Source organism: Chryseobacterium oryzae, from assembly GCF_022811665.1.
GTDB classification, from domain to species: domain Bacteria; phylum Bacteroidota; class Bacteroidia; order Flavobacteriales; family Weeksellaceae; genus Chryseobacterium; species Chryseobacterium oryzae.
On sequence record NZ_CP094529.1, the window covers coordinates 1770886 to 1796730 of the forward strand.

At 32.7% G+C, this 25845-nt stretch carries 26 protein-coding genes; 15 read left to right on the plus strand and 11 right to left on the minus strand.

The features are described 5' to 3' along the window. Positions 1 to 45 precede the first annotated feature (45 nt). From MTP08_RS08150 to MTP08_RS08180, 7 genes are all read left to right on the plus strand, one after another. Positions 46 to 450 (plus strand): hypothetical protein, encoded by a 405-nt coding sequence (locus MTP08_RS08150; RefSeq protein ID WP_243575553.1) that lies wholly within the window; start codon positions 46 to 48, stop codon positions 448 to 450. A 106-nt stretch (positions 451 to 556) separates the two neighbouring features. Beyond that, complete coding sequence (locus MTP08_RS08155; RefSeq protein WP_243575554.1) at positions 557 to 958, plus strand: hypothetical protein; 402 nt, start codon at positions 557 to 559, stop codon at positions 956 to 958. A 69-nt stretch (positions 959 to 1027) separates the two neighbouring features. Next, a complete protein-coding gene (locus MTP08_RS08160; protein WP_243575555.1) occupies positions 1028 to 1465 on the plus strand; it encodes a WG repeat-containing protein in 438 nt (145 codons plus the stop codon). Positions 1466 to 1560: 95 nt separating this feature from the next. Continuing rightward, positions 1561 to 2724, plus strand: a complete 1164-nt coding sequence (locus MTP08_RS08165; protein WP_243575556.1) for an iron-containing alcohol dehydrogenase — start codon at positions 1561 to 1563, stop codon at positions 2722 to 2724. 159 nt (positions 2725 to 2883) lie between these two features. Further along, positions 2884 to 3342 carry a lipocalin family protein gene (locus MTP08_RS08170; protein WP_209391320.1) on the plus strand — a complete coding sequence of 153 codons (459 nt, stop codon included), beginning with the start codon at positions 2884 to 2886 and terminating at the stop codon, positions 3340 to 3342. A 60-nt stretch (positions 3343 to 3402) separates the two neighbouring features. Next, positions 3403 to 4059 carry a GDSL-type esterase/lipase family protein gene (locus tag MTP08_RS08175; RefSeq protein ID WP_243575557.1) on the plus strand — a complete coding sequence of 219 codons (657 nt, stop codon included), beginning with the start codon at positions 3403 to 3405 and terminating at the stop codon, positions 4057 to 4059. A gap of 134 nt (positions 4060 to 4193) precedes the next feature. Then, positions 4194 to 4625, plus strand: coding sequence for a lipocalin family protein (locus MTP08_RS08180; protein WP_243575558.1), 432 nt, complete (start codon positions 4194 to 4196; stop codon positions 4623 to 4625). 42 nt (positions 4626 to 4667) lie between these two features. Here the strand turns inward: MTP08_RS08180 and MTP08_RS08185 are convergent, their stop codons facing one another. The 3 genes from MTP08_RS08185 to pheA all read right to left on the minus strand — a co-directional run bounded on the left by MTP08_RS08185 (position 4668) and on the right by pheA (position 8759). Continuing rightward, positions 4668 to 6020 (minus strand): DEAD/DEAH box helicase, encoded by a 1353-nt coding sequence (locus MTP08_RS08185; RefSeq protein WP_209391323.1) that lies wholly within the window; start codon positions 6018 to 6020, stop codon positions 4668 to 4670. 111 nt (positions 6021 to 6131) lie between these two features. After that, on the minus strand, positions 6132 to 7781 hold the full coding sequence (locus MTP08_RS08190) for an ABC1 kinase family protein (RefSeq protein WP_243575559.1): 1650 nt from the start codon (positions 7779 to 7781) through the stop codon (positions 6132 to 6134). A gap of 111 nt (positions 7782 to 7892) precedes the next feature. Beyond that, positions 7893 to 8759 (minus strand): prephenate dehydratase, encoded by an 867-nt coding sequence (gene pheA, locus MTP08_RS08195; protein ID WP_243575560.1) that lies wholly within the window; start codon positions 8757 to 8759, stop codon positions 7893 to 7895. Between the two features lie 167 nt (positions 8760 to 8926). Between pheA and MTP08_RS08200 the strand changes: the two genes are divergently transcribed. Next, positions 8927 to 9358, plus strand: a complete 432-nt coding sequence (locus MTP08_RS08200) for a hypothetical protein (RefSeq protein WP_243575561.1) — start codon at positions 8927 to 8929, stop codon at positions 9356 to 9358. Between the two features lie 58 nt (positions 9359 to 9416). On the opposite strand, the gene MTP08_RS08205 is transcribed toward MTP08_RS08200, so the two are convergent. Further along, positions 9417 to 11438, minus strand: a complete 2022-nt coding sequence (locus MTP08_RS08205) for a BCCT family transporter (RefSeq protein WP_243575562.1) — start codon at positions 11436 to 11438, stop codon at positions 9417 to 9419. A gap of 412 nt (positions 11439 to 11850) precedes the next feature. Here MTP08_RS08205 and MTP08_RS08210 point away from each other — a divergent pair, with 412 nt between their 5' ends. From MTP08_RS08210 to MTP08_RS08240, 7 genes are all read left to right on the plus strand, one after another. Then, positions 11851 to 12291 carry a GNAT family N-acetyltransferase gene (locus MTP08_RS08210; RefSeq protein WP_243575563.1) on the plus strand — a complete coding sequence of 147 codons (441 nt, stop codon included), beginning with the start codon at positions 11851 to 11853 and terminating at the stop codon, positions 12289 to 12291. A 107-nt stretch (positions 12292 to 12398) separates the two neighbouring features. After that, entirely contained in the window at positions 12399 to 12863 is a 465-nt protein-coding gene (locus MTP08_RS08215; RefSeq protein WP_243575564.1) for an N-acetyltransferase, read from the plus strand. 251 nt (positions 12864 to 13114) lie between these two features. After that, complete coding sequence (locus MTP08_RS08220) at positions 13115 to 13876, plus strand: NUMOD4 domain-containing protein (RefSeq protein ID WP_243575565.1); 762 nt, start codon at positions 13115 to 13117, stop codon at positions 13874 to 13876. A 109-nt stretch (positions 13877 to 13985) separates the two neighbouring features. Next, positions 13986 to 14324, plus strand: a complete 339-nt coding sequence (locus MTP08_RS08225) for a DUF2116 family Zn-ribbon domain-containing protein (RefSeq protein WP_243575566.1) — start codon at positions 13986 to 13988, stop codon at positions 14322 to 14324. Between the two features lie 2 nt (positions 14325 to 14326). Next, complete coding sequence (locus MTP08_RS08230) at positions 14327 to 15247, plus strand: TIGR01777 family oxidoreductase (protein ID WP_243575567.1); 921 nt, start codon at positions 14327 to 14329, stop codon at positions 15245 to 15247. Then, the gene (locus MTP08_RS08235) at positions 15244 to 15807 is read left to right on the plus strand and encodes a hypothetical protein (RefSeq protein WP_243575568.1); all 564 of its coding nucleotides are present in this window, start codon (positions 15244 to 15246) and stop codon (positions 15805 to 15807) included. Before MTP08_RS08230 ends, MTP08_RS08235 begins: the two co-directional genes overlap by 4 nt. 99 nt (positions 15808 to 15906) lie before the next feature. Continuing rightward, the gene (locus MTP08_RS08240; RefSeq protein WP_243575569.1) at positions 15907 to 16353 is read left to right on the plus strand and encodes a KTSC domain-containing protein; all 447 of its coding nucleotides are present in this window, start codon (positions 15907 to 15909) and stop codon (positions 16351 to 16353) included. 178 nt (positions 16354 to 16531) lie between these two features. Here the strand turns inward: MTP08_RS08240 and MTP08_RS08245 are convergent, their stop codons facing one another. From MTP08_RS08245 to lpdA, 7 genes are all read right to left on the minus strand, one after another. Then, the gene (locus MTP08_RS08245; protein ID WP_243575570.1) at positions 16532 to 19717 is read right to left on the minus strand and encodes an efflux RND transporter permease subunit; all 3186 of its coding nucleotides are present in this window, start codon (positions 19715 to 19717) and stop codon (positions 16532 to 16534) included. 7 nt (positions 19718 to 19724) lie between these two features. Beyond that, a complete protein-coding gene (locus MTP08_RS08250; RefSeq protein WP_243575571.1) occupies positions 19725 to 20786 on the minus strand; it encodes an efflux RND transporter periplasmic adaptor subunit in 1062 nt (353 codons plus the stop codon). Positions 20787 to 20793: 7 nt separating this feature from the next. After that, positions 20794 to 22146, minus strand: coding sequence for a TolC family protein (locus tag MTP08_RS08255; protein ID WP_243575572.1), 1353 nt, complete (start codon positions 22144 to 22146; stop codon positions 20794 to 20796). A gap of 70 nt (positions 22147 to 22216) precedes the next feature. Next, complete coding sequence (locus MTP08_RS08260) at positions 22217 to 22810, minus strand: TetR/AcrR family transcriptional regulator (protein ID WP_243575573.1); 594 nt, start codon at positions 22808 to 22810, stop codon at positions 22217 to 22219. 163 nt (positions 22811 to 22973) lie between these two features. After that, positions 22974 to 23798 (minus strand): CvfB family protein, encoded by an 825-nt coding sequence (locus tag MTP08_RS08265; protein ID WP_209390448.1) that lies wholly within the window; start codon positions 23796 to 23798, stop codon positions 22974 to 22976. Between the two features lie 85 nt (positions 23799 to 23883). Then, the gene (locus tag MTP08_RS08270) at positions 23884 to 24366 is read right to left on the minus strand and encodes a hypothetical protein (RefSeq protein ID WP_243575574.1); all 483 of its coding nucleotides are present in this window, start codon (positions 24364 to 24366) and stop codon (positions 23884 to 23886) included. Positions 24367 to 24439: 73 nt separating this feature from the next. After that, positions 24440 to 25843: a dihydrolipoyl dehydrogenase gene (lpdA, locus tag MTP08_RS08275; RefSeq protein WP_243575575.1), complete on the minus strand. Its 1404-nt coding sequence runs from the start codon at positions 25841 to 25843 to the stop codon at positions 24440 to 24442. Positions 25844 to 25845: the final 2 nt, after the last annotated feature.

Below are 25845 nucleotides of genomic sequence, written 5' to 3' on the forward strand. Positions count from 1 at the left end.
AAAAATATTGATTATTTTTACTTATTACAAAAATTATATTTAAACATGAAAAATTTACTTCTTCTTATACTAATAATCTTCTCACTGAGCTCTTGTGGCGAAGAATGTTATAATGCACCGCAACCGGTTGTTTTTGAATTCGTAAATTCTAACAACGAAAACCTCATTGCAGACGGAAGTCTTTCTCCTTTTTACGTTCGAGATGAAAATAAAAATCTTGTGGAACTTACCACCACCTCAGATCATAAAATTATTATAGAGAATATTGGTGCCTATAACGGTACAAAAAAATATACTTTTTACTCACCAATAAGAGAATTTAATTTCGAAGTTGAGTCATCAGAATATAAAGGTGGTTGTAACGGATTTCAGATAAAGAAAATTACGTTTACCGGTTATGCAATCGACATTACGGATGAAAGTGGATTTTATAAAATAGTTTTGAAATAGAGAATTTATGTTGCAATTAAAAATATTTTTTTTCATCAAATTGAGAATTAATGCATAAAATTTGTATTCGATTAATTAAATTTGTTTCAATTTAAATTAAAATATTATGATAAGCAGAGTATTAATGTTGTTAAGTATTTTATTACTAACCTGTTCTTGCAAAAAAGACTGTTATACTGCTCCTGAAAAAGTAGTTTTCGAACTGGTGAATTCTTCAGGACAGAATCTTTTAGAAAACGGAACTCTTACCACTGTAGGAATTTCCGACAGCGATGGAGTTGGTGTACAGATTACAAAAACTAATGATTTTAAAATTGTTTTAGAACGTGTCGGAAGTTTCAACGGTACTAAAAATTACAAATTATACAATACGATTAAAATTGCAGAATTTTCGATAAAATCTTCTCCGGTTACTGATGACTGTGATGGTTTTAAAATAGATGAAATTAAGTTTGATAATGTTTCGTACACCAAAGAAAATGGGTACTACAAAGTTGTTTTAGAATAGGCTTTTAAACTATTTTATGTAAATTAAATCATTTAAAAACAAACAATTAATCATACCACAAACTTCAACATGAAAAAAATATTCTTAAGCTCTTTATTTTTATTTTTAAGCATTAAAACATTTTCGCAATATCAAAAAGTTTACCGTTTCGATGAATATCAGAAGAATTGGGCTTTAGTAAAAACAAAATCCGGTACTTTTGGATTTATTGATAAAAATAAAAAAGCTGTGGTGGCTCCAATCTACTCTAAAATTGAGAAATTTGGAATTATTCATCCAGATTTAGCATTAGTAAAATCTATTGCGGACACTTATGGACTTATTAACAGAGAAGGAAAAGAAGTTACACCCGCTATTTATGAAAAAATAGGAAAGTTTGGCGACTTTAAAAAAGGTTTCGCTGTGGTAGAATCTACGACCAACCATTTCGGACTTATCGACGAAAACGGAAAAGAGTCTGTACCGCCCAACTATTCTCTGGAAGAACTTAAAATGAAATTCCAATAGTTTTAATCGAAATAAATAATTAAAATTTTAAACTTTTATTAAGAACTATTTTGTTTTTGTATTCATAAATTTGATGTCAAAATAAAATATAAACAATGCTTAATTTCGAGTTTAAAAATCCAACAAAAATACTTTTCGGAAAAGGAGAAATCGCTAAAATTTCAAAAGAAATACCTCAGGATTCTAAAATTTTAATGATTTACGGTGGCGGAAGTATTAAAAAAAATGGTGTTTACGATCAGGTAAAAGATGCATTAAAGAATCATGAAGTACATGAGTTTGGTGGCGTTCCTGCAAACCCTGAATATGAAGTGCTTATTAAAGCATTGCACTACATTAAAGAAAACAACATTACATATTTGCTTGCAGTAGGTGGAGGATCGGTAATAGATGGAGTTAAATTTATTTCTGCAGCAGCAAACTACAACGGCGAACCGTGGGAAATTCTCACAAAACCTGTGAGAACAATGGAAGGTGAAGGAATGCCTTTCGGAACGGTTCTTACATTACCTGCAACAGGTTCTGAAATGAATTCGGGATATGTTATTTCCAGAAGAGAAACAAATGAAAAGCTTTCCAGCGGTGGTCCTGGCTTATTTCCTCAGTTTTCGGTATTGGATCCTGAAGTAATCCGGTCTATTCCTAAAAACCAAATTGCTAATGGAATTGCAGATGCATACACGCACGTTTTAGAACAGTATATGACTGCTCCTTCTTCTGCTGATCTGCAGGAAAGAATAGCAGAAAGTATATTGATGAGTCTTCAGAATACGGCTCCGAAAGTAATGGCAGAAGAATTTAATTATGATGCTGCTGCCAATTTTATGTGGTGTTGTACGATGGCTCTTAACGGACTTATCCAAAAAGGTGTTATCACAGACTGGGCGGTGCACGCAATGGGGCACGAACTTACTGCACAATTCGGAATAGATCATGCAAGAACACTTGCTGTAATTGCTCCTTCGCATTATCGCTATAATTTCGAAGCCAAAAAAGAAAAACTTACACAATACGCAGAAAGAGTTTGGGGAATTTCTGAAGGAAGCACCCATGAAAAAGCTGAAAAAGCTATTGTAAAACTTGAAGAATTTTTCCACAGCCTTCATATACAGACCAAACTTTCAGATTATACAAAAGATTTTGCCGGAACTGCAGAAAAAGTTGAGAAAGCATTTACCGAAAGAAAATGGCTTGGCTTAGGAGAACATAAAAATCTAACGCCTAAAGACGCCTTTAAAATCGTAGAAATGAGTTATTAAACCGTTTAATTTTTATTATTTTGTAACAAGAATCTAAAAACTAAACTATTTTTGAAATTAAAAAATATATTTTCTTCAAATTATTGTTTAAAAAAGCACGTTTTCATTATATATATTTCAAATTTATTTATATTTTAGCATATTATAAAATTTGTGAAAATGAAAAAACACCTACTTTTATTTGCCTTTTCTGCATTAGCACTGACTTCTTGTGAAAAAGATGACAACCAAGGGTATGAACTAGATATGCTTAAAGGCGAATGGAAAACTGTAAAAACCGAAGTAATATCGGGTGCTGATAACAAAACTGTACTTCAAACGATGATACCAACAGGTTGCGAAACAAAAAATGTTTTGGAATTCCGAACAGATTATTATGCTTCATACAACGCATTTACAGGATCTGGTGCAAACTGCAGCAATACAAAAGTTGAGGGAAAATATTCCTATGATAATGAAACTAAAATATTGGTTACAGATTTTGTAAATGATGTAGATCGACCTTACAAAGTTGTAATTCTCAGCAGTTCAGAATTAAGAATAATGACGATGAGTGACAATATAGACCAGAACGGCGATACAAAAATAGATTACACTTACATTACTTATAAAAGATAACTTAACTCCCGAAAATTTCGGGAGTTTTTATTACAACTCAAATTTCAAAAATAAACAGAAATGAAGAACATCTTTTCATTCATACTTATATTTACATTCGGTTTTTTTCTAGCTCAGATTAAAAAACCAATTTTTTGGGACGACATTCAGAATTTTAAAAAGATAGATCAGCAAACAGCACCTCCAGAAAATGCCATTCTTCTGTTAGGCAGTTCATCTTTTACCAAATGGCAGGATGTTTCAGATTATTTTCCTGGTAAAACTATTATCAACAGAGGTTTTGGGGGTTCCAGACTTAAAGATCTTAATGATTATGCCGATGATTTGCTAAAACCTTATCATCCAAAACAAATTATCATCTACTGTGGTGAAAATGATTTAGCAGATAATACTCATCTTAAACCTGAAACGGTAGTGGCTCGCTACAAAGAATTTTACGCAAAAATTAGAGAAAGATTCCCAATGGTTCAGGTAGATTATATTTCTATAAAATTTTCTCCAAGCAGAGAACACTTATGGCAGAAAATAAAGGAAGTAAACAGTAAAATATCAAAATTTATGAAGAAAGAAAAAAATGCAGATTATATTGATATTACTCAGGTAATGAACGATTCTAACGGCAACATCAGAAGAGATCTTTTTCTTGATGACATGCTTCACATCACTCCGGAAGGTTACCGGCTTTGGTCTTCTGTTATGAATCCTTACATAAAGTAGTTTCTGTTTTTTCAAAGAAGTTTATTTTCATTAGCATTATTTAAAATTTTTACTCGTGCAGAAAAGGGTATCAAAAAACATTTTGCAGATTATAAAATTTTTCATTACTTTATGAACTTTATAAACTATTTTAAATGAAAAAAATATTATTAATGGCAGTTGTAGCAGGATTCGCTCTTACTGCATGTAAAAAAGACGATGATGAAGTTCCGTCTATCGTAGGTACCTGGAAGGTTAATAAATACACTTACAAATATGCCAATGGTAAATTTGAAACTGAAACTCCAGATGCTTGTGAAGCTAAGACCAATTTTACCTTCAAAGAAGGCGGAAGCTTAATTAGTGATGAATATTATTCAGGTTCAGGAACGTGTAAATCAGATTATTCTACTGGTACTTACAATTACAAAGAAAACGAAAAAGATCTTTACGTAAGTCTGGATGGAAATACTATGCGTTTCAAAGTCATCACCATCAACAATTTTGAACTTGTTTTGTTAGGTGAAAAAGACGATTATGATGGAGACGGAAAAGATGATGAATATACAATGTATTTAAAGAGATAAAAACAAAAAAGTCCGTTATACAAATTGTAAAACGGACTTTTTTTATTTCTTTCTTTTAGATTTGGATATCGCTTTCTGTTGCGCTCTGTTGGCTCCAAATTTTTTAGGAGCTTTTCTTTTGGAAGGTCCGCCCCAGTTTTCTTTCTTGTTTTTATCTTTTTTCTCGTGGAAAGCACCGCCTCCTTCATACATTTTAACCTGATTAAGGTTTTTCATTACCACATGTTCTTCTTCTGAAGCAATCTTTTTAGGATTAATTTTAACTTCTTCAGGAAAAGCAAGATATTGTAGTTCTTTATCCATTAGAAGTTCAATATCTAAAGCAAGTGTTTCTTCTTTTTTAGTGACAAAAGTAACCGCTTTCCCGTCTTTATCGGCTCTACCCGTTCTTCCTATTCTGTGAATATATTGTTCCGGTACCTCAGGAATTTCAAAATTAACTACATGGGTAATATCGGAAATATCCAACCCTCTTGCCATGACATCGGTTGTAATTAAACCTCTTATTTCCTCATTTTCAAATCTTTTCATCGCTTTCAAACGATAATTCTGAGATTTATTGGAGTGGATTACATCAAACTGACCAGGAAATAATTCGTCTATTTTCGTAAAAACAAGATCCGCATGCTTTTTGTTGTTGGCGAAAACCAAAACTTTAGACATGTCTTCATTTGTTTTCAATAAATGCTCGAGTAGATTTATTTTAGTATTGAAATTTTCTACTTTATAGGCTGTTTGTTCTATTTTTTCGAGCGGAGTTCCAGATTTTGCCAAAGATATTTCTACTGGACTCGCAAAATACTCATCAAGCATATCATCAACAGCTTCTGTCATGGTTGCAGAAAAAAGAATATTCTGTCTTTTTTCTTTCATCATTTCAAAGATATGGGTAAGCTGTGGTCTGAAACCTAAATTCAGCATTTCATCAAACTCATCAATAATGAGTTTAGTAACTTCACGCAGGGAAATAGCATTATCAATCGCCAAATCCATCACTCTTCCCGGAGTTCCCACTAAAATATCGCACCCGTCATTAAACAATAATTTTTGGGTATTGATGTTTTTACCTCCGTAAATTCCGATTACTCTTGCAGTAATATTTTCTGTAAGCTTTTCCAGAATTTCAGTTACCTGAACAACCAATTCCCGGGTTGGAACCAAGATTAAAACAGTTGGATTTCCCGTTTTATTGTACTTCCAGGTTTTAAGAACAGGTAAAAGATAGGCTAAAGTTTTACCTGTACCCGTTTGTGCAATTCCCATTACATCTCTACCTGAAAGAATGGGTTTCAAGCTTTTTTCCTGAATTGGTGTAGGCTCAAAAAGATTGAGATCTGCCAAAACATCCAAAATTTTTACGGGTAATTCGAAATCTGCAAAAGTGATTTTATCCATTTTGCAAAGATAGGCAATTATTTGAATTGCTTTTTAAACCAATAACAGGAGTAAATTTTACAGTTCAATTATTGAATTTCAGGTAAAGTCTTGCCAACTTAAACGGTTAGATTACTTTCTGGTAATTCTCAGCAAAAGAATTACCGTTAACACCATAGAAAAGCTAAATCCTAAAACTGCAACTAAAGACAGCTCTCCTATTTTGGGACCTTTTTCGGACACAAAAACGATTGCTGTAGCAATAATATTAGCTCCTAAAACCATTGTAAGTATTAAATTGATGATGCTTGATTTAATTAAATGGTTCGTCTTTTCGATATTTTTAATTTCGCTTGAGATAGTAAACTGCTCATCATCTAACTTTTGGAGCACAGATCTGAGTTCTTTAGGAATTTCATCTACATTATCCGTGAAATTCTGAATTTTTTCTAAACTCTTTTTAAAAATTTTTTCCGGACTTAATTTTTTGGTGAAAATTTTCTTGGCATACGGATGCAGGCTTTTTACGATGTCCAAATCCGGGTTAATAGTTCTGCCAACTCCTTCAATAAGACCAATTCCTTTAAAAAGCAGATAAAAATAATCGGGCATGTAAAGTCGGTTTTCCTTCAAAACATCTTTCATTTTATTCATGATTACCTGAGGATCAATATCTTTCAGAGAGGTACTGTGAACAAAATTAACTACTTCTTCTACATCGTTTTCAAACTTTCTGTCGTTGGGAATTTCATAACTAACAGCCATTTTTTTGAGATAACGAACAATTTTTTTAGAATTTTTTGCAACAAAACTTACGATAAGATTTTCAAGAATTTCTTTATCATTTGGTTGAATTTTTCCTACGGCACCAAAATCTATAAAAACGACTTTTCCATCTTTTTTCACCATTATATTTCCCGCATGAGGATCTGCATGGAAGAAACCGTAATCTAAAATCTGAGAAACAAACAGTCTTAAACCTCTTTCTGAAACCATTACGGGATCAATTCCGTATTTTTGAAGAGTTGTGGTGTCGGTAACTTTTATTCCGTCGATAAATTCCATGCAGAGAACATTATTATTGCACAGCTCATCGTAAATTTTAGGAACATAAGTTTCCGGATTATTTTTAAAATTCTGAGTAAACTGATGAATATTATTTCGCTCATTTACCAAAGAAACTTCTTCCAACAAAGATTTTTCGAAAGTGGAAACTGCCTGTTTTAAGTTGAGTTTAGAACCTATTTCAGAATAAGTAGAAATAAGTTTTACCAAGTCTTTAATAATGAGCAAATCATCTTCGATTACAGGAAGAATATCTGGCTTTTTAATTTTCAAAATAACATCTTCACCACCGATTAAAGTTCCTTTATAAACCTGAGCAATAGAGGCTGTTGCCAAAGGTTGAGGAATAATTTCCTGAAAATAATCCGGTACAGAAATATCGAATTCATTTTCCAGAATTTCCTGTATGTTCATATCAACCGTTTCTACTCTGTCCTGAAGTTTCTGCAACTCCTGAATCATTTCAGGTGGAAGCAAATCTTCGCGGTTGCTGAAAGACTGTCCTAATTTAACAAACGTTGGTCCCAACTCTTCCAATGCAAGACGAATACGTTCATAAATGGTTCCTTTAGAAATGACTTCTTCAGAATTTTCCGGTTTTTCATCAGATTTTTTATTCCCATTCATTCTGGAAATTAAATCTTTAAAACCATACTTACTAAGAACGGAAATTAGTTTTGCAGACCTTTTGAGTTTTCGCTGTTGTTTATCGAACATAATCTTGAAAATAATAATGTAATTTAAGTCAAAAACTATTCCTTGTGCGAAAATTTATTTTGGAATATTTTTAAATACAAAGAACACAGAGATTTTTATAGCTGAAAATTTTTAAGATTTCAGCAAAAATTCTTTATAATTACCTAGAAATTTAACTTCTGCTCCAATTGCTTTTAATTCATCAATAGAATTAATATAGAGAACATTATCCCAATCGCCAACCACTGTCAGAAAAAAGAAATAATTACCCAAACCCGTTTTTAAGGTACGGCTTTCTATTTTGGAAAGATTCATATTTCGCCATGCAAAAACCGATAAAACCTGATGAAGACCTCCAGCGTGATCTTGCGGAAGCGTAATAAGAAGTCCGGTTTTCTTTCCGGAAGCATTTAAATTACTGCCAAAGCTTTTTCCTGCTGTATTTGAAGATGAATTATTAGAAATTACAATAAATCTGGTATGGTTTTGCTCAAAATCGTGTATGTTTTCATCTACAATTTGAAGACCATACAAATCTGCTGCAAATTTGTTGGCAACTGCCGCAATTTTTCTGTCCGGATTATCGGAAACCCTTTTTGCTGCCGCTGCTGTTGATGCAAAATCCTGTTTTGGAACTTGGGGATATTTATTATTCAGAAAATGAAAACTTTGGGCTAAAGCTTGTGGATGAGAGTAAATTTTCTCAATAATGTCATTGTTATGATGATTGGGATGAACCATCAAATGATGAGCAATTGGGAGAACAGCTTCCGCTTCAATTTTAATATCCTGTGTGAGATAAAGATAATCTAAGGTCATAGAAACCGTACCTTCGATAGAATTTTCTAATGGAACCACTGCTTTATCTACTTCATTGTTTAAAACTGCCAAAAAGCAGTCTAAAATATTTGCCTTCGGAACCAATTCTTCTCCTAGAAATAACTGAATCGCTGTTAACTGTGTAAAAGAAGCTTCCGGACCTAAAAATGCTATTTTCATTCCACTAATTTAAAAATTAAAATTAGAAAATGTTTGTTTTACTCTTTTTCGATGAATATTCATCATGAAAAAATCTTCGTTTAATGAATTTTCAAGAATTAAAATTAAATCTTTGCTATTCCTAATTAATTTATTATCATTACCATATAAAAATCTAATCTTTAAAAATGAGGAAAAATTTACTCACTTTATTGGGAATCTTCACATTACTGAGTTGCGGAAGAGAAATTATAGATGATGAATATATAAATTTATTTAATTATAAAAATGATACCCCATCTAACATTACTATTTTTTCTTATCAACAAGGAATAAAAACCAGACACGACTTACCGAAAGACAAGATTTACAGTCAGAAGTTGGATAATAATTTTGGTTCTACAGACAAGATTATTTTTTATGCCGACAGCGTAAAAATTGTCTATGATAATTCGAAATTTAAAGTTTGGAAATCTTCTGATGAAAGCCCAAGAAACATTATTAAAAGATTTGAAAATTACACGAAATTAAAAGAAGAACCCAATTATTCTGAATACTCATTTGCATTCGTACCATCAGATTTAGACCAGACTGCCGTTTGTAAAGGAAACTGCGATTAGTTAAAATTAATACAATCTGAAATAGTTATCAATTTGTTATTTATTGTCAGATTTTTAATCATTCGCCGTCATTTCCTTCACTGCTTACAAACATTTCGTTGGATTCTTCAGATACAATAGTGAGAAAACGCTCGTAATGCTTTAAAACATCACTAATTAATTCATTTTTTGTAAAATACTGTATATCATAACCTTCCCGCGTGTCGCCAAAATAACTTTTTGGAAAATATCTAATACTTCTATCCATTCCCGGTAAGTTTTCATCACTCACCACCTGATCTGAAATTTTACTCTTAGAAACCCGAACTCCATATAAAAATTTATTAACTATTTTGTGGCGAATTTCAAATTCTACCTTCAATGGCTTGGTGTAAATATTAATTTCTGCGTTGATTCCGTTGTTTAAAAATTCGTGTTTTAACTCCTTTAAAGCGGTAGTAACTTCTGTATTGATGAAGGTTTCGACAGATGATTTGGTTTCATAAGATAACATTTGCTTCAAACGTTCTCTCCAAAACTTTCCGGACCATGGAATTGTGGTAACAGAAATCCCTTTTTCATAATATTTATAATCTATTATCAAAGCTTTCATTAAGGATATGGCGAACAAAACCATTATGACTGCAAATGGCAAAGCTGTGATTAGAGTCATCGTTTGTAAAGCTTGTAAACCACCCGCATTCAACAACATTAAAGAAAGCACAGCCAATAAAACTCCCCAAAATATCATTTGCCATTTTGGAGTATTCTTGGCATTTTGAGAAGATATACTGTTCATCACTAAAATCCCCGAATCTGCTGATGTTACAAAAAAGATGATGATAATACCAATAACAAGATAACTCAGTATAGACGATAGTGGTAAATATTCTAAAAACTCGAACATTAGACTGTCTGGATCAGAAACTAATGAACTTAGAGCACCGTTTGCAACATTAATATCTATCCAAATAGCACTATTCCCAAAAACAGTCATCCAAATAAAATTAAACAATGTAGGAATGATAAGAACGGCAGCGATAAACTCTCTTATTGTTCTTCCTTTTGAAATTCTTGCAATAAAAAGACCTACAAATGGCGACCAAGAAATCCACCATGCCCAGTAAAGGATTGTCCAATTATAAAACCACGGAAGCGTTTCTTTTTCATAAACGTGTGTATTAAAAGTAAGATCGAAAAAGCTGTTGATATAATTTCCCAATCCGTTGGTAAAACTTCCTATTAAATATACTGTCGGACCTAATATCAAAACAAAAAGCAATAAAATAATTACCGCCAGAATATTAATATTACTCAAAATTTTTATTCCTTTATTCACCCCTGAAGTAGCAGAAATAACAGAAATTGTTACCAATACCAGAACAATAATTACCTGATAAAGAAAACCTGTATCCGGAAAAAGATTCAGTTTATCTAGACCCGAATTAATTTGGACAACTCCAAAACCTAAAGTAGTTGTAATTCCGAAAAACGTACTGCATAAAGCAAAAATATCGATTATATTTCCCCATTTTCCGGTAATTTTATCTTTCAATAAAGGATAAAGACCACTTCTTAATGATAACGGAAGACGATAACGATAGGCAAAATACGCTAAAGTAAGTCCTACCAAACCATAAATTGCCCATGCATGAATTCCCCAATGAAAGAAAGTGTAAAGTTGCGCATTTTTTGCCCGGTTAATAAAATGATTTTCTTTAAAAACATCGCTCGAATAATGCTGCATAGGTTCTGCAACGCTAAAATACATAAGACCAATCCCCATTCCTGCTGCAAAAAGCATAGAAATCCACGAGAAAAATGAATGTTCTGGTTTACTGTCATTAGAACCTAATTTGATGTTTCCGTACTTACTGAACATTAAAAAAACGAGAAAAATCACAAAAATAGTTACGCACCAAACGTATATCCAGTTGAGATTAATAAATATGAAATTTTTAATGATATTCAGCACCGAATTAACCTGCTCTGGAAAAAGCACCGAAAAAATGCAGACTCCGAAAATAAAAATAAGACTTGGTACTGTAACTCCTCTATCTAAATTGGTCTTGAATAACTTGGATAAAAGTTGATTTTTCATGGTATAAGTATAATTAAATTTTGAAATGACAGAAAAACTAACTTTAAAATCAATTTTTATGAGAAATAAAAACTTGGTTTTCTAATATTTAATTGAAGCTTTAAAAAATTAATGAAGAAAGTTTTTAATACTTCTAAAAGCGTAATAGTTACTTAGGTTACTAACAATTCTAGTTTTAGAATTATCATTTAACCGATCTGTCATTTAATAAGATTTTAAAAGCTTACAAATATTAAGCCGTTGCTATGCTACAAATAAGTAAAAAGAAAATGTATGACAACTAGAGTTTCGATAAACATTTATTTAACAATGGATTAAGCATTATTTAAAAAACTAATTCATTAAATACAAAATAAATCCCTTCTTTTAGAATAATATATTTTTATTTACATTTACTATAAAATTTCTAGAGATGATAATAAGAGAAGCTAAAATTGAAGATATAAAACAAATCCAAATAGTTAGAAATGCAGTAAAAGAAAATGCACTTTCTAATCCAAATCTCGTAACAGATAAAGATTGTGAAGAATTTATAAGTGAAAGAGGGAAAGGTTGGGTTTGCGAAATTGAAAATAATATTGTGGGATTTTCAATTGTTGATTTAAAAGAAAACAATATTTGGGCATTATTTGTACATCCCGATTATGAGAAAAAAGGAATCGGAAGATTGCTTCATAATATTATGCTAGATTGGTATTTTAATCAAACTAAAAAAAATGTTTGGCTTGGTACAGCTCCAAACACGAGAGCGGAAATTTTTTATAGAAAAAGTGGCTGGAAAGAGATTGGAACGCATGGAAATGGAGAAATAAAATTCGAAATGACAGAGGAATATTGGGCTAAAAATAATTAATAATACAGTTAATACTACTTTTAATTTGCTTAAAATAAAACTCTTCAATTCAATCTTCTGTGACTTCGCCAATTCTTTTTCCGTTAATTAAACAACAATTAAAAATCATGAAAATTATCAAACAAAAAACATTAAATGAAATTCAAAAAAAAGAAATTCTTGAACTCTGGAACAACGAATATCCCGAAAAACTCACCTATAAATCAATTGAAGATTTTGAAAATTATTTGAATAAACTTACCGAACAAAATCATTATTTGCTCATTGATGAGTATAATAAGATTAACAGTTGGGCAACAACTTTTAAAAGAGAAAATGAAACTTGGTTTGCCATAATTATTTCAGAAAAACTTCACGGAAAAGGCTTTGGAACAAGAATTTTAGACACTATTAAAGAAAATGAAACCATTTTAAACGGCTGGGTTATTGATGGTGATTCAGACAAAAAATTGAACGGGAACAATTACCGTTCGCCTTTAGAATTCTATATTAAAAACGAGTTTGAAGTGCTTAGTGACACACGTCTGGAGCTGGAAATAATGTCCGCAGTAAAAATTAAATGGGTAAAATAATTTAAAAACAAAATATTGTTTTATTCCAAAATTATAAAAATAGAATTGGGTAGTTATTTAAAGATTTGTTTAAATAAAATATTGTTAGTTATCATTTTTTTATAAATTTACAATCTAAAACAACTTTTAGATGACACAATGAGGAATCAAAATTAAAATTTTGATAACTATTTCTGTATAACTAACAACCATTATTTGAATTTTAAAAATTAAAGTTCAACATAATTTTTATAATTAAAAAAAGATTTAATATGAATGATTATAGACTCTCTAATGAAGTTTGGAAACCTATTGAATTTGACTTTGAATTTACAAGCAACAGTCGTTGGGAAATTTCTAATTTGGGAAGAGTAAGAAGTTTTAACAGAGCTTCGGATGGTAGAATTCTGAACGGTTCTTTAACAGAAGGCTACAGAGTGATAAGACTTAAACTTTATAAACCAAGAGAGGAAAAAGATCAGGAGAAATTCGACGAACTTAAAAAAGAAATCTCAGATCTGCACAAAACCCGAAGAGAAAAAATTGCCGAAAAAGATTTTTCTCACAATATTGAAAGACTCACGAAACTTATCGACAAAAAGAAAAATGAACTCAGCAAAAAACTGGATCGAAATCTAAAAAAAAGAACCATAAACCACCATTTTATGATCCACAGAATGGTTGCCACTTATTTTCTTCCTAAAACAAATCCCAATGCAACAATTGTTGGACACTTAGATTTTGATAAACTTAACAATCAGGCGAACAATCTAAAGTGGATGACACCCGAAGAAAACATCATCCATCAAAGTAAAAGCCCAAAAGTAATTACCGAAAAAAAATGGAAGAAATATACCCAGAAAAAGAGACAAAGCGGGATGAAACTTACATCTACACAGGTAATTCATATTAAACAACAGCTGAAAAGAAATAGACCTTACAAACAGATTGCTAAACAGTTCAATATTACGTCCATGCAGATTTGGAGAATAAAAAGCGGTGAAAACTGGGCACATGTTGAAATCCCTGACTAACAAGAAGTCTTTTCCTTCTTTTTCAACAATCATTTAATTCAAATAAAAAGTTTCACGATGCCGAATTAAGAATCTAACCATAAAAAACACAAATTGAAAAATAAAAGATATGGAATGCTTAGAATGTGGTGAAAAAATCTTAGGAAGATCAGATAAAAAGTTTTGTGACGACAATTGCAGAAATGCTTTCAATAATAAGCAAAATAAAGATTCTACCAATCTCATGCGTAATGTGAACAACAAATTGCGTCGTAATTACCGAATCTTGTCTGAAATAAATAAAGAAGGAAAAACAAAATTTCCTAAATCTAAACTCGATGGCTTAGGTTTTGATTTTAATTATTTTACCAACATCAAAATTTATAAAAACGGTTCAGAATACAAGTTCATCTATGATCAGGGCTACAAAATTCTGGAAGATGATTTTGTTTTGATTGTCAAAAATTAATTATGAAAGAGACAGTACTCATCACAGGAGCAAGCGGAGGAATAGCAAAAGTTCTTTCGGCAAAGTTGAAAGAAAATTATTCAATCCGATTTCTTACGAGAAAAAAAAGAGCTGAAAATGAGTTCGAATGGAATTTGGAAAATCAAACTATAGATGAGAAGGCTTTTGAAAATGTTAATCATATAATTCATCTTGCAGGAGCCAATATTTCTGAAAAAAGATGGAGCGAAGAACGAAAAAAAGAACTAATTTCCAGTAGAATTAATTCTGCAAAACTGATTTTTGAGACTTTAAAAAAGAATAATCAAACAATACAATCTTTCATTTCTGCATCGGGAATAAATTATTATGGAACAGAAACTACCGAAAAAATCTTTTCAGAAAACGATCCTCCGGGAAATGATTTTTTAAGTGAAGTTGTAATAGCCTGGGAAAATTCAGCAAACCAATTTTACACTGAAAATATCGCTGAAAGAGTAGTAAAAATCCGAACAGCTGTAGTTTTATCCGAAAAAGAGGGGGCTCTCCCAAAAATTTCAGCACCAATTAAATTGGGAATTGGTTCACCAATAGGTTCTGGCAAACAGTATGTACCGTGGATTCACATTGATGATATTTGTGGAATTTACGAATACACTTTAAAAAACAATGAACTACACGGAGTTTACAATGCTACTTCACCAGAGCATACTACAAATGAAAATTTAACCAAACTCATTGCGGAAATCCTTAAAAAACCTTTATGGATGCCGAATGTTCCGGAATTTATGCTAAAACTGATTTTTGGTGAATTATCTACCATTTTATTGAAAGGTTCCAGAGCATCTTCGAATAAAATACAGAAATTAGGATATCAATTTAAATTTCCAAATCTTAAAATGGCATTAGAAGATTTATTAAAAAATAATAAAAAAGTATTATGAAAAAGAAATTTTCAATTATAGCTCTTACGCTTTTCTCTGTTTTTTATTTTTCACAAAATACTGAAAAATTGAATGATCATAAAGCAACTGAATTTTTCAAAACTCATTATAAAAAGAAAAATTATAAAAAATTCGAAGGGAAAATGATGGTTAAGAATCATGTAATTTCCTTTGATAATAAAACAATTTATTACGATAAAAATGATAAAATCGTAGCGACAATATTAAAGCAGGGTCTTATTTATCCACAGCTTTTAACCGATTATCAAATGCAGAAATTTTTGGATGAAACAACCGATAAAACTCAGAAAAGATTTCTCAAAATGCAGAAAGATCCTAAAGCTTCTTTCGATGTAAATAATATCGAACTGAGTGATTTTTCAGAAATTTCTACTGGAAAATTAAATAATAAAGTGCGTAGATTTAAGGTCGATTTAAGGGATAACCGATTAAACACCCATTCCATCTATTATTTTGAATTAACCAACGATAATGCCTCAGCAAACCTATCACTGGAGAATTTCATTTTGGGTTCTAAGCTTACTTATATTGGTAATTAAACAAAATTTATTATTCTACAACGAAACAAAATTCTATATAACTTACAGTTTATCAATTTAAAAGCTTAATTTTGCAACCCGAAATAAGGAATTACCCACATGAAAAAATTAGGCGAATACAGAAAGCTTCTGGAAGTAGATAAAAATGTAACTTTGAAAGAGTTGAAAACCATTTACAGAAATGTAATGAAAGATACGCATCCCGATAAATTTATTAATGATGAAATCGGTAAGCAACAAGCTGAAGATATGAGCAAATCTGTAATCGAAGCCTATCATTTTTTAGTAAGCATTAATCCTGAAACTCAGGAAAAATATAAAGAAGAATATACAGAAACCATTACAAAATCTAATATTCAGGATTTTTATTTGGAGAAATCTATTCTTACCGTTCAGCATCTTAACGGAAATATCTACGAGTACATCGGCGTTCCGAGAAATACTTATATTAAAATGGTGAATTCTGATTCTCCAAGCCGTTTCGCAAGAAGACACATTTATGGCGGGTTTGTTTACAGAAAAGCAGGCGAAGTAATGGCTGACTAATTACTCATCTAAAAAAATATTGAGAGCTTCTGGATTAATTCAGGAAGCTTTTTTTATTACTCAATACTGTTTCTGATTTTTTAAATTGAATTATTCAACTCTTTTTTTTTGCTTTTAATTCTTAATAAAAAAAGTGCACCATTTCTGATGCACTTTAGGTTAATTTAAGGTTGTTATATTAATCTACATGTTTTGGCGTAAAACCATCTTCACTTAATTCTCTGTGTTCATAATCTGCTTTCATTTCTGCTTCATAATCTACTTTTTCATCTTTACCCATTCTTCGCAAAATAGAATCGAATAATGAATATACAACAGGAACAATAATTAAGGTTAAGAATAACGATGAAGTTAAACCACCAATTACTACCCATGCCAAACCTTTATTCATTTCAGCTCCTGCTCCATTTGCCAAAGCGATAGGCAACATCCCGAAAATCATGGCAATTGTTGTCATTAAAATCGGACGAAGACGTGCATGGTTTGCCTGAATTAAAGCATCATGGGTGTCTGCTCCAGCAGCTTTTCTGGAGTTGGTAAAATCTACAATTAAAATTGCGTTCTTAGCAACCAGACCAATCAACATAATCATTCCTAACATGGTAAAAATATTCAGTGAGTTGGCTGTTAATGCAAGAATTACCATAACACCAATCATCGCCAGAGGAATAGAGAATAAAACGACGAAAGGATATACAAAACTGTCATACAGCGAAACCATTACAAGATATACCAATACTACTGCCGCTAATAATGCAATCCCTAAAGTTCCAAATCCTTCCTGCTGATTTTCCATATCACCGCTCCAGATATATTCTACTCCAGCCGGTTTCTTACCACTGTTCATAAATTTTGCCGACCATTCGTTGGCAACATCTCCTACCGGTCTACCCACTGCTTTAGCTTTAACTTTTACCGAAGGAGATTTATCTCTTCTTTCTAGTAAACTAGGTCCTGAACCCATTTTAACCTCAGCAAACTGACTTAATCTCACCTGCTCTCCGCGAGGATTGGTAAACATTAAATTTTTAACATCATCAATAGACTGTCTGTTCGCATCGCCAAATCTGATGTTGATATCATATTCATATTCTCCCGCTCTGAATTTACCATCTGTATTTCCGTTAAAAGCAGTCTGCATCGTTTGTCCGACAGCCGATAGATTAAGCCCTAAAGAAGCCATTTTATCTCTGTCGATATTTACCTGAACTTCCGGGCTACCAGAATCTGTAGACAATTCTGCATCTACCGCACCAGGAACTTTTTTAAGTAAATCTAAAATTCTTGTTGCTTCTTTTACAGCAGTCTCGTTATCCGGAGCAGTTACTACCATTTCGATAGGTGCATTTTCTGCACCCATAATACCAATTGGAGCTGTTTTAAATTCTACCCCGGTAAATTTCTCTTCTAATGTTCTTTTTACTTTTGCAGCCTTAATATCTGTACTCTCAGAACGTTCAGACTTATCTGTAAGATTTACCTGAACTTCAGATTGATAAGTAGTTGCCTGTGCACCTCCAAAACCTGTAGATTGCTGACCAACAGTGGTAATAAGATCTACAACATCTTTATCATTTCTTAAAAATCTTTCCACTTCCAGAGTCAGTTGATTGGTTTTTTCGATGGTTGCATCTTTTGGAAGTTCCATCTGTACTAAAAACTGACCACGGTCTGTTTTAGGGAAAAATTCTCCCCCAATAAATCCGAATGCCACCAACATGAAAGATCCTACCAACAAAACAAATGTAATTACTACAGTAGAAATTCTTCTTAAAGTGGTTTTTAGACACCATTCAAGAATACCGGTGATCCAATGAGTAAACTTATCAATTAAACCTTCAAACCAAAGTATGAATTTCTCGAACCAGTTTTTTCCTGTTAAATGTTCCAGCTTACCAAATCTTGATGACAACCAAGGAATAATGGTAAACGAAGCCAATAAAGATAACATGGTTGCAATAACTACCGTGACGCAGAATTGTGCTAAAATATTGGCTACAAGACCAGAACTCATCGCAATCGGAAGGAATACCACCACAATTACCAATGTAATTGCCGCTACGGTAAAACCAATTTCCGAAGCACCGTCATAGGCAGCTCTAATTTTGCTTTTACCCATTTCCATGTGTCGGTAAATGTTTTCGAGTACCACAATGGCATCATCCACCAAAATACCAACTACAAGAGAAAGTCCCAGTAAACTCATCAAATTCAGCGTATATCCCATAAGATTCATTCCGATAAATGTTGCTACCAACGAAGCAGGAATGGATATCATTACGATAAATGCATTTCTGATACTGTGTAAGAACAGCAACATTACGATTGCCACCAAAATAATCGCCAAAAACAAGTCAAAAATTACGTGGTTGGCAGATTCTAAGGTAAAATCTGTTGTATCGTTTACCACTTTTACTTTTACGCCCTGATTTTTGTAGGTTTCCTGAACACTCTGAATTGTTTTCTGAATGCTTTCTGAAACGGTAACCGCATTGGCATCAGACTGTTTCTTAACCTGCATTAAAATAGTAGGAAGCTGGTTGAATCTGGCTACTTTTTCAACATCTTTCTGAGAATCGAAAACAGTTGCAATATCTGAAAGACGAACCTGTGCTCCGTTTTTATTGGAAACTACGAGATTGTTCATTTCAGCAACAGACTTATATTTCCCAGATAATCTAATGGTAGATTTTGAGGTTCTTGTCTTTAAACTTCCGGTAGGAAAATCTAAATTCGAAGATAAAATTGCCTGCTGTACATCACCTATTGAAAGACCATAACCCTGTAACTTTTTTTCATCCAGATTTACCTGAATTTCTCTTTCCTGTCCTCCGACAAGATCAACTTTAGCTACCCCATTCACACGGGAAAAAATAGGCTCAATTTTTTTGTCTAAAAGATCATAAAGTTCTTTGTTATTCAGTTTATCCGAAGAAATACTCATGGTGATAATCGGTAAATCATCTAAAGAGAATTTGTTAAGCGAAGGTGCCTTAACATCATCCGGAAGATCTGCCTGAATAGCATTTACTTTTCTTTGAGCATCATTTAGAGCATAATTTACGTCTGCTCCATTATTCAGCTGAACCATGATAACCGATAAACTCTCAAACGAAGAAGATTCTACCTTTTTTACGTTTTCCAGAGAACCTACCGCATCTTCAATTTTTCGGGTCACCGAAGTTTCTACTTCCGCAGGAGAAGCTCCCGGATAAATGGTAGAAATTGTAACCATATTGGTTTCGAATTTCGGGATCAGCTCGTACCCCATCATGGAGTAACTTAAGATACCTCCCAACGTAAGAATCGTAAACAATACGATTACTATGGAAGGTCTTTTTATTGATATTTCTGCTAACTTCATCGGTTTTCTACTTTACAATATTTACTTTAGCTCCGTTATCCAGATTAATCTGTCCGCTGGTTACTACTTTTTCTCCACCATTCAAACCGCTCAATACCTGAACTTTATCTCCAAAAACTTTCCCGGTTGTTACTTTAATTAATTTTGCAACCCCATTCTGAACAATAAACAACTGCCCGGAACTCACACCATTTACGAAAGCTTCTGCAGGCACAGTAAGTATATTTTGAGTTTCTGCACCGTTGTTGGTTTTAAATATTGCAGTAGCATACATCCCGGCTTTTAGATTTCCTCTGTTAGGCACTTCAATTTCTACAGGAAAATTTAAAGATGCATCACTTTTAGGAGCGATAAATGTAATTCTTCCACTGAAAGAATCTTCAGGCAATACATTTACATTAATCGGCACTACCTGACCTAAAGAAATTTTCCCGATTTGGCTTTCGTCTACCAAAACAGAAAGTTTAAGGGTATTGATGTTGACAATTTCGAACAAAGGCGTTCCCGGAGAAACTACACTCCCAGGTTCTACCATTCTTTTATTGATGGTTCCGCTAATACCGGCTCTTATACTGGTATCATTTACTCTTACGCCTTGTGCTCTAATTGCCGCCTGAGCATTTTTAAGCTGTAATCTTGAATTATCAAGCTGTTGTTTAGTAACACCTCCTGTTTTAAAGGCATTTTCATAACGCTGATTATCTATAATTGCATTTTGAAGGTTATTTTGAGCTTGAGAAACATCTACTTCAATAGCATCTCTTTTAATGGTTGCCAAAACCTGCCCTGCTCCTACTCTTGCTCCTTCTTTTACCATTACGCTTACAATACGTCCTGCTATTTCTGCAGACTGATTCATTTCCTGTTTCGGAATAAATGTTCCGTTCGCAGAATAATCTGTATTGATGTTTTCTCTGGTAACATCTACCACATTCACGTTGATTTTATCTACCTGCTTTGCAACTTCTTTTACTTCTGTCTTCTGTTGCTTTTTGTTATCTGCGATTTTGTATCCTGCCAAACCTATTAAAACAGCAGCTACAATAATGTATATTAAAGATTTTTTCATAACTTAATTATGGGTTTTGTAGTGTATTGAGTTCTCCTTTAGCTTTTATTAATTTAATTTCTGCCTGTTTATAATCCAGCAATGCATTGGCATAATTCTGTTTTGCCTGTGTAAGTGCATTTTCGGTATCTAAAACTTCGGTAAGTGGTGCAAGACCGTACTGATAGTTTGCCTGCGTATCTTTCTGAACTTTTTCTGCAAGAGTTACATTATTTTTCATGCTCTCAATATTAATGAGTGCATTTTCTATATTGGTAACCGCATTTTTATAATCCAGATTAAGGCTTTGTTGAGTATTTTGAATATCCTGATCCAAATCCTGAATATCTATTTCAGTCTGCTGAATTTTAGATTTTGTAGCTCCACCTGTAAATATTGGAATATTAATATTTAAACCTATTGCAGAATAATCGCTCCACAAAACACCATTGTTAAAGCCGTTGGTAAGAGGAAATTTAGAACCCATTCCTGCCCATCCGTAATTTGCCTGCAATGCTACAGTAGGATAAAGATATGCTTCGGTTGCTTTTTTATTGAAAACCAAAAGTTCTCTGTTTTTATTCAAAACTTTAAGTTCTGTTCTGTTGTCTAGATTTACAGCACTTTCTAAAAGTTGTGGTTTTGGTTCAATAGATTTTTCTTCAACTTCAATTGCAGTATCAATAGGTATTCCCATGTAAAACTTCAATGCATTTTTCGAAAGCTCAACTGCATTAATTAACTGCTGTCTGCTAGAACCTATATTGGTAAGCTGTACGTTGGTTCTATCTAAATCTATCGCTTTTGCCAAGCCATTATCCACAAGACTTTTAATAACGTTTCTTACTTTTTCTGTATTGGCATAGCTTGCCTTAATGGTTTTCAGATTTTCTTCCTGTACAAAAACCTGATAATAAGCAGTTGCTACATTTTCGATGAGCTGTTCGTTGGTAAGCTGAGCATTTAAAATATAAAATTCTCTTGTAGATTTGGCAGCTTTAAGACCTGTGAAAACTCTTTGGTCGAAAATATTCTGATGAAGCTGAACGGCAGCCTGCGAAACCCAAGGCTGCCCCAATTGAGCTCTCATTCTTTGTCCGCTAAATTCAAGAAGCGATTCCTGAATTATGGGGTTATAAGTTAAACCCGCAGTCGCACTAATTTGCGGTAACGCTCCGGCTCTAGCTTCATTAATTTTGTACTCAGCTTTTTTTATCTGCAGTGCAGCTTTTTTAGCTTCAGCTTTATTTTCAAGAGCCTGTTTTATGGCTTCCTGCAAAGAAATCTGCTGTTGTGCAAATAAAGAAGAAGAGGTAAACAACATAAATGCAGCAGCAACTCCCATTTTGAGTTTTTTAGCAGTTATACGTTTTCTGTTCATAATTTATATTTCGTTTATTATTTTAATGTTATTGTTAAAAGACGGCGTAAACCAGCATTTACTTTAAAAATTATTTTTTAAAAAGCATGTTGATAATTATTTCCCGACGTTCAGATATTATTTTATTGAATTCGTCTTCGTTAATCATCAAATTCTCCATCAATAAAGGTCTTACTGCACTTGGGAAAACCAAAAGAGAAATCATGTTGATAATAAACTGAATAGGTGACATTTTTTCTATATTCCCTTTATCCATTTCTAATTCAATATCGTTGTATAGCTTTTTAAGATCTTCTTCCTCAATATCTTTCTGATGGCAAGTTCCCTTGTTGAGCTGCGAAACAATGTACGTTTCCAAGTAAGGATATTTTAAACTTGCAGAAAGACTACTTTCTATAAACTGGCTTATTTTCTGTTTAAAAGGAAGATCAGAATTCATAATAATTTCCGATTTTTCTTTATCCACACGTTCTGCTTCATCAAAAACTATCTGAATAAGATTATCTCTGGATCTGAAATAATAATTAATCAGCGTTCTGTTAACCCCCGCTTCATCGGCAATCTCCTGAGTTGTTGCATTAAATTTTCCCTGTACAAAAAATAAATTCTTCGCAGTTTCTTTAATTAACTCCTGAGTTTGTTCCTTTTTAGTAAGATTTGACATTTTTGTTAAACAAATTTGTGCAAATTTATATCAAACAAATGTTTTGACAAAATTGTTAAACAAAATAATTAAAATTAAAACTATGATATGCATCATATTTTTAATTGATATTGAATCGAAACTTGAAAAATTAACGCAAAAAAAACGGACAAATTTTGTCCGCTTATAATAATCTTATTTTATCTTCGAGTATATCGATAATTTTATCTTTGTAAAGTCCGCCAATGGCTTTTTTAAAATTCTTTTTACTCATCTGAACTTCATCTTTAATTTCTTCCGGCGAAGATTTGTCGGACAAATGAAGCAATCCAAAATTTTCTTCAAGCTTATCTAAAATTTTCTGTTTAAATTCATCAATATTTTCAAAACCTTCAGGCTGCAACGACACATCTATTTTGCCATCTTCCCGAATCGTTTTAATATATCCCGATTCCTCAGAAAGCGGATAAATCTTTTTAAACACATCCGAACTGTAAATTAGTCCTATATATTTTTTGTTAATCACCACATTCCATCCCAGTTCACTTTCATTCATCATAATTAAATCTACTTTGTCTCCTTTTTGAAATGGAAGATTTTCATACTGAGGATTTCTCTTGAACTTTGTAGTACCGGTAATAAGCTCCAAATCTTCATCTACATACAAGTAAACCAAATATCTTTTTCCTTCGATAATTTTGGTTTTTTGCTGTTTGTAAGGAATAAAAAGGTCTTTAATAATTCCCCAATCCATAAAAGCACCGCTTGGAAGACTTTGCACACAATTCATTACCGCATACTCTCCTACTTCTGCCAAAGGAATTTCGGTGGTTGCTTTCAGTTTATTGTCGTCCTGAAAAATAAAAACTTCAATCTCCTCTCCGATTTCTTTTTCTTCATCAATAAAAATTTTAGACAGAAAAGCCTTTTCTCCTGTAGCATCTTCCAAGATCCATCCTGAATTGTTTTTTTCTGAAATTTTTAAAGTCTGAGTTTTTCCGGGTTGCATTGATGATTGATTTAGTTGGCAAAGGTAAGAAAATTAGTTGGAGCAGATGAATTAGAGAAAAATTCGGAATTGATTAAAAAAAAATTTACTTGTATTGTTTTAAATCATTAATGAGATCCAAAGATTCTCGAACATAATCGGGATTTTCTTCTCCGTCTTCATTTCCTGTTTTTTTATATAATTTAAAATTCATAAAATAGAATCTTTTCTCCGACACCAATTTAGGGTTAATTACCTCCGCATTTTCTCCTCTTGTTAAATATCTTTTTTCATAAACAAAAATTATTTGATTTTTTTCTGAGAAAAAATATTGGGTAATAACATTCCAGACAGATAAACCCACAAAATACTCCATCTTTCTAAGTTTTCCATTTTTGTAGAAGCCTTTAAGTTCAATTCCGCTGTCGGTTACCACAGATTTATTTAAATAATAGGAATATGGAACTGTTTTAATCTTAAAATCTTTAGTTTTATTAATAGATTGTACCATATTTTTAATTTCATTCATACTTTGTCCGAAAGTAAATCCAGAAACAGAAATAAGTAAAAACAGAAGTAAATTTTTCATTGAATTTTAAAATAAACTGCAAAAAAAGAGAGACCAAAGCCTCTCTTCGTAATATTATAAAATCTTATTGAGATTACATGTGAATTGCTCTTTTCCCTGTAGCATCCAAAGCAGCTTCTTTTACAGCTTCTGCATACGTTGGGTGAGCGTGAGAACTTCTTGCGATGTCTTCTGCACTTGCACGGAATTCCATTGCCATTACACCTTCTGCAACCAAATCTGCTGCTCTTGCTCCAATCATGTGGAAACCAAGAACCTCATCGGTTTTTTCGTCTGCAATAATTTTCACCAAACCGTCTATATCACCACTTGCACGGCTTCTTCCTAATGCTCTCATTGGGAAAGTTCCTACTTTGTAGGCAACACCTTCTTCTTTCAATTGCTCTTCAGTTTTACCTACTCCGGCAACTTCAGGCCATGTATAAACCACACCAGGAATTAAATTATAATTAATGTGAGGCTTTTGTCCTGCTAAAGTTTCAGCAACAAAAACTCCTTCTTCTTCAGCTTTGTGAGCCAACATTGCCCCTTTTATTACATCTCCGATAGCGTAAATATTGGCAACATTAGTCTGTAAATGATCATTGGTTTTAATTCTACCTCTTTCATCCAGCTCAACACCTGCTTTTTCTAAGCCTAAACCTTCTGTATAAGGTCTTCTACCTACAGAAACTAAACAGTAATCTCCTTCAACAGTTACCTCTTCACCTTTTTTATCTTTAGCAGTAATTTTAACACTATCTCCGTTTCTTTCTACTGCAGAAACTGCTGTAGAAAGCATAAATTTCATTCCCTGCTTTTTAAGAACTTTAGTTAATTCTTTACTTAAAGCACCATCCATTGTAGGGATGATTTTATCCATAAATTCTACTACAGTAACCTGAGAACCTAGTCTTAAATAAACAGAACCCAATTCCAGACCGATTACTCCACCTCCGATTACGACCAAATGCTTAGGAATTTCTTTTAAATTTAAAGCTTCTGTAGAAGTAATCACTCTTTCTTTATCTAAAGTAATGAAAGGTAAAGATGACGGTTTAGAACCTGTTGCAATAATGGTATATTTAGATTCGATGGTTTCGGATGAACCGTCGTTTTTAGTTACTTTAATCTGAGTGGCAGATTCGAAACTTCCCAAACCTTCAAAAACAGTAATTTTGTTTTTATCCATCAAAAAGTTGATTCCTTTTGTAGTCTGGTCTACCACTTCATTTTTTCTGGCAACCATTCTCGCAAGATCTGCTTTCGGCTCGTTGATGATAATCCCGTGGTTTTCGAAATTATGCTTAGCGTTTTCAAAATGCTCAGAACTGTCTAAAAGTGCTTTTGACGGAATACATCCTACGTTAAGACAAGTTCCTCCCAAAGTTGAATATTTTTCGATAATTGCAGTTTTGAAACCCAATTGTGCTGCACGAATAGCAGCTACATAACCTCCAGGACCAGAACCGATTACGGTAACATCGAATTGACTCATTT

Bases quoted from the DNA above. Each gene is read 5' to 3' on its own strand.
- MTP08_RS08220 (WP_243575565.1), top strand. From the start codon at position 13,115: ATGAATGATTATAGACTCTCTAATGAAGTTTGGAAACCTATTGAATTT.
- MTP08_RS08150 (WP_243575553.1), top strand. From the start codon at position 46: ATGAAAAATTTACTTCTTCTTATACTAATAATCTTCTCACTGAGCTCT.
- MTP08_RS08185 (WP_209391323.1), bottom strand. From the start codon at position 6,020: ATGGATAAAATCACTTTTGCAGATTTCGAATTACCCGTAAAAATTTTG.
- MTP08_RS08240 (WP_243575569.1), top strand. From the start codon at position 15,907: ATGAAAAAATTAGGCGAATACAGAAAGCTTCTGGAAGTAGATAAAAAT.
- MTP08_RS08180 (WP_243575558.1), top strand. From the start codon at position 4,194: ATGAAAAAAATATTATTAATGGCAGTTGTAGCAGGATTCGCTCTTACT.
- MTP08_RS08245 (WP_243575570.1), bottom strand. From the start codon at position 19,717: ATGAAGTTAGCAGAAATATCAATAAAAAGACCTTCCATAGTAATCGTA.
- MTP08_RS08230 (WP_243575567.1), top strand. From the start codon at position 14,327: ATGAAAGAGACAGTACTCATCACAGGAGCAAGCGGAGGAATAGCAAAA.
- MTP08_RS08215 (WP_243575564.1), top strand. From the start codon at position 12,399: ATGAAAATTATCAAACAAAAAACATTAAATGAAATTCAAAAAAAAGAA.
- MTP08_RS08235 (WP_243575568.1), top strand. From the start codon at position 15,244: ATGAAAAAGAAATTTTCAATTATAGCTCTTACGCTTTTCTCTGTTTTT.
- MTP08_RS08255 (WP_243575572.1), bottom strand. From the start codon at position 22,146: ATGAACAGAAAACGTATAACTGCTAAAAAACTCAAAATGGGAGTTGCT.
- MTP08_RS08175 (WP_243575557.1), top strand. From the start codon at position 3,403: ATGAAGAACATCTTTTCATTCATACTTATATTTACATTCGGTTTTTTT.
- MTP08_RS08165 (WP_243575556.1), top strand. From the start codon at position 1,561: ATGCTTAATTTCGAGTTTAAAAATCCAACAAAAATACTTTTCGGAAAA.
- lpdA (WP_243575575.1), bottom strand. From the start codon at position 25,843: ATGAGTCAATTCGATGTTACCGTAATCGGTTCTGGTCCTGGAGGTTAT.
- MTP08_RS08170 (WP_209391320.1), top strand. From the start codon at position 2,884: ATGAAAAAACACCTACTTTTATTTGCCTTTTCTGCATTAGCACTGACT.
- pheA (WP_243575560.1), bottom strand. From the start codon at position 8,759: ATGAAAATAGCATTTTTAGGTCCGGAAGCTTCTTTTACACAGTTAACA.
- MTP08_RS08205 (WP_243575562.1), bottom strand. From the start codon at position 11,438: ATGAAAAATCAACTTTTATCCAAGTTATTCAAGACCAATTTAGATAGA.
- MTP08_RS08260 (WP_243575573.1), bottom strand. From the start codon at position 22,810: ATGTCAAATCTTACTAAAAAGGAACAAACTCAGGAGTTAATTAAAGAA.
- MTP08_RS08155 (WP_243575554.1), top strand. From the start codon at position 557: ATGATAAGCAGAGTATTAATGTTGTTAAGTATTTTATTACTAACCTGT.
- MTP08_RS08160 (WP_243575555.1), top strand. From the start codon at position 1,028: ATGAAAAAAATATTCTTAAGCTCTTTATTTTTATTTTTAAGCATTAAA.
- MTP08_RS08190 (WP_243575559.1), bottom strand. From the start codon at position 7,781: ATGTTCGATAAACAACAGCGAAAACTCAAAAGGTCTGCAAAACTAATT.
- MTP08_RS08265 (WP_209390448.1), bottom strand. From the start codon at position 23,798: ATGCAACCCGGAAAAACTCAGACTTTAAAAATTTCAGAAAAAAACAAT.
- MTP08_RS08270 (WP_243575574.1), bottom strand. From the start codon at position 24,366: ATGAAAAATTTACTTCTGTTTTTACTTATTTCTGTTTCTGGATTTACT.
- MTP08_RS08210 (WP_243575563.1), top strand. From the start codon at position 11,851: ATGATAATAAGAGAAGCTAAAATTGAAGATATAAAACAAATCCAAATA.
- MTP08_RS08250 (WP_243575571.1), bottom strand. From the start codon at position 20,786: ATGAAAAAATCTTTAATATACATTATTGTAGCTGCTGTTTTAATAGGT.
- MTP08_RS08200 (WP_243575561.1), top strand. From the start codon at position 8,927: ATGAGGAAAAATTTACTCACTTTATTGGGAATCTTCACATTACTGAGT.
- MTP08_RS08225 (WP_243575566.1), top strand. From the start codon at position 13,986: ATGGAATGCTTAGAATGTGGTGAAAAAATCTTAGGAAGATCAGATAAA.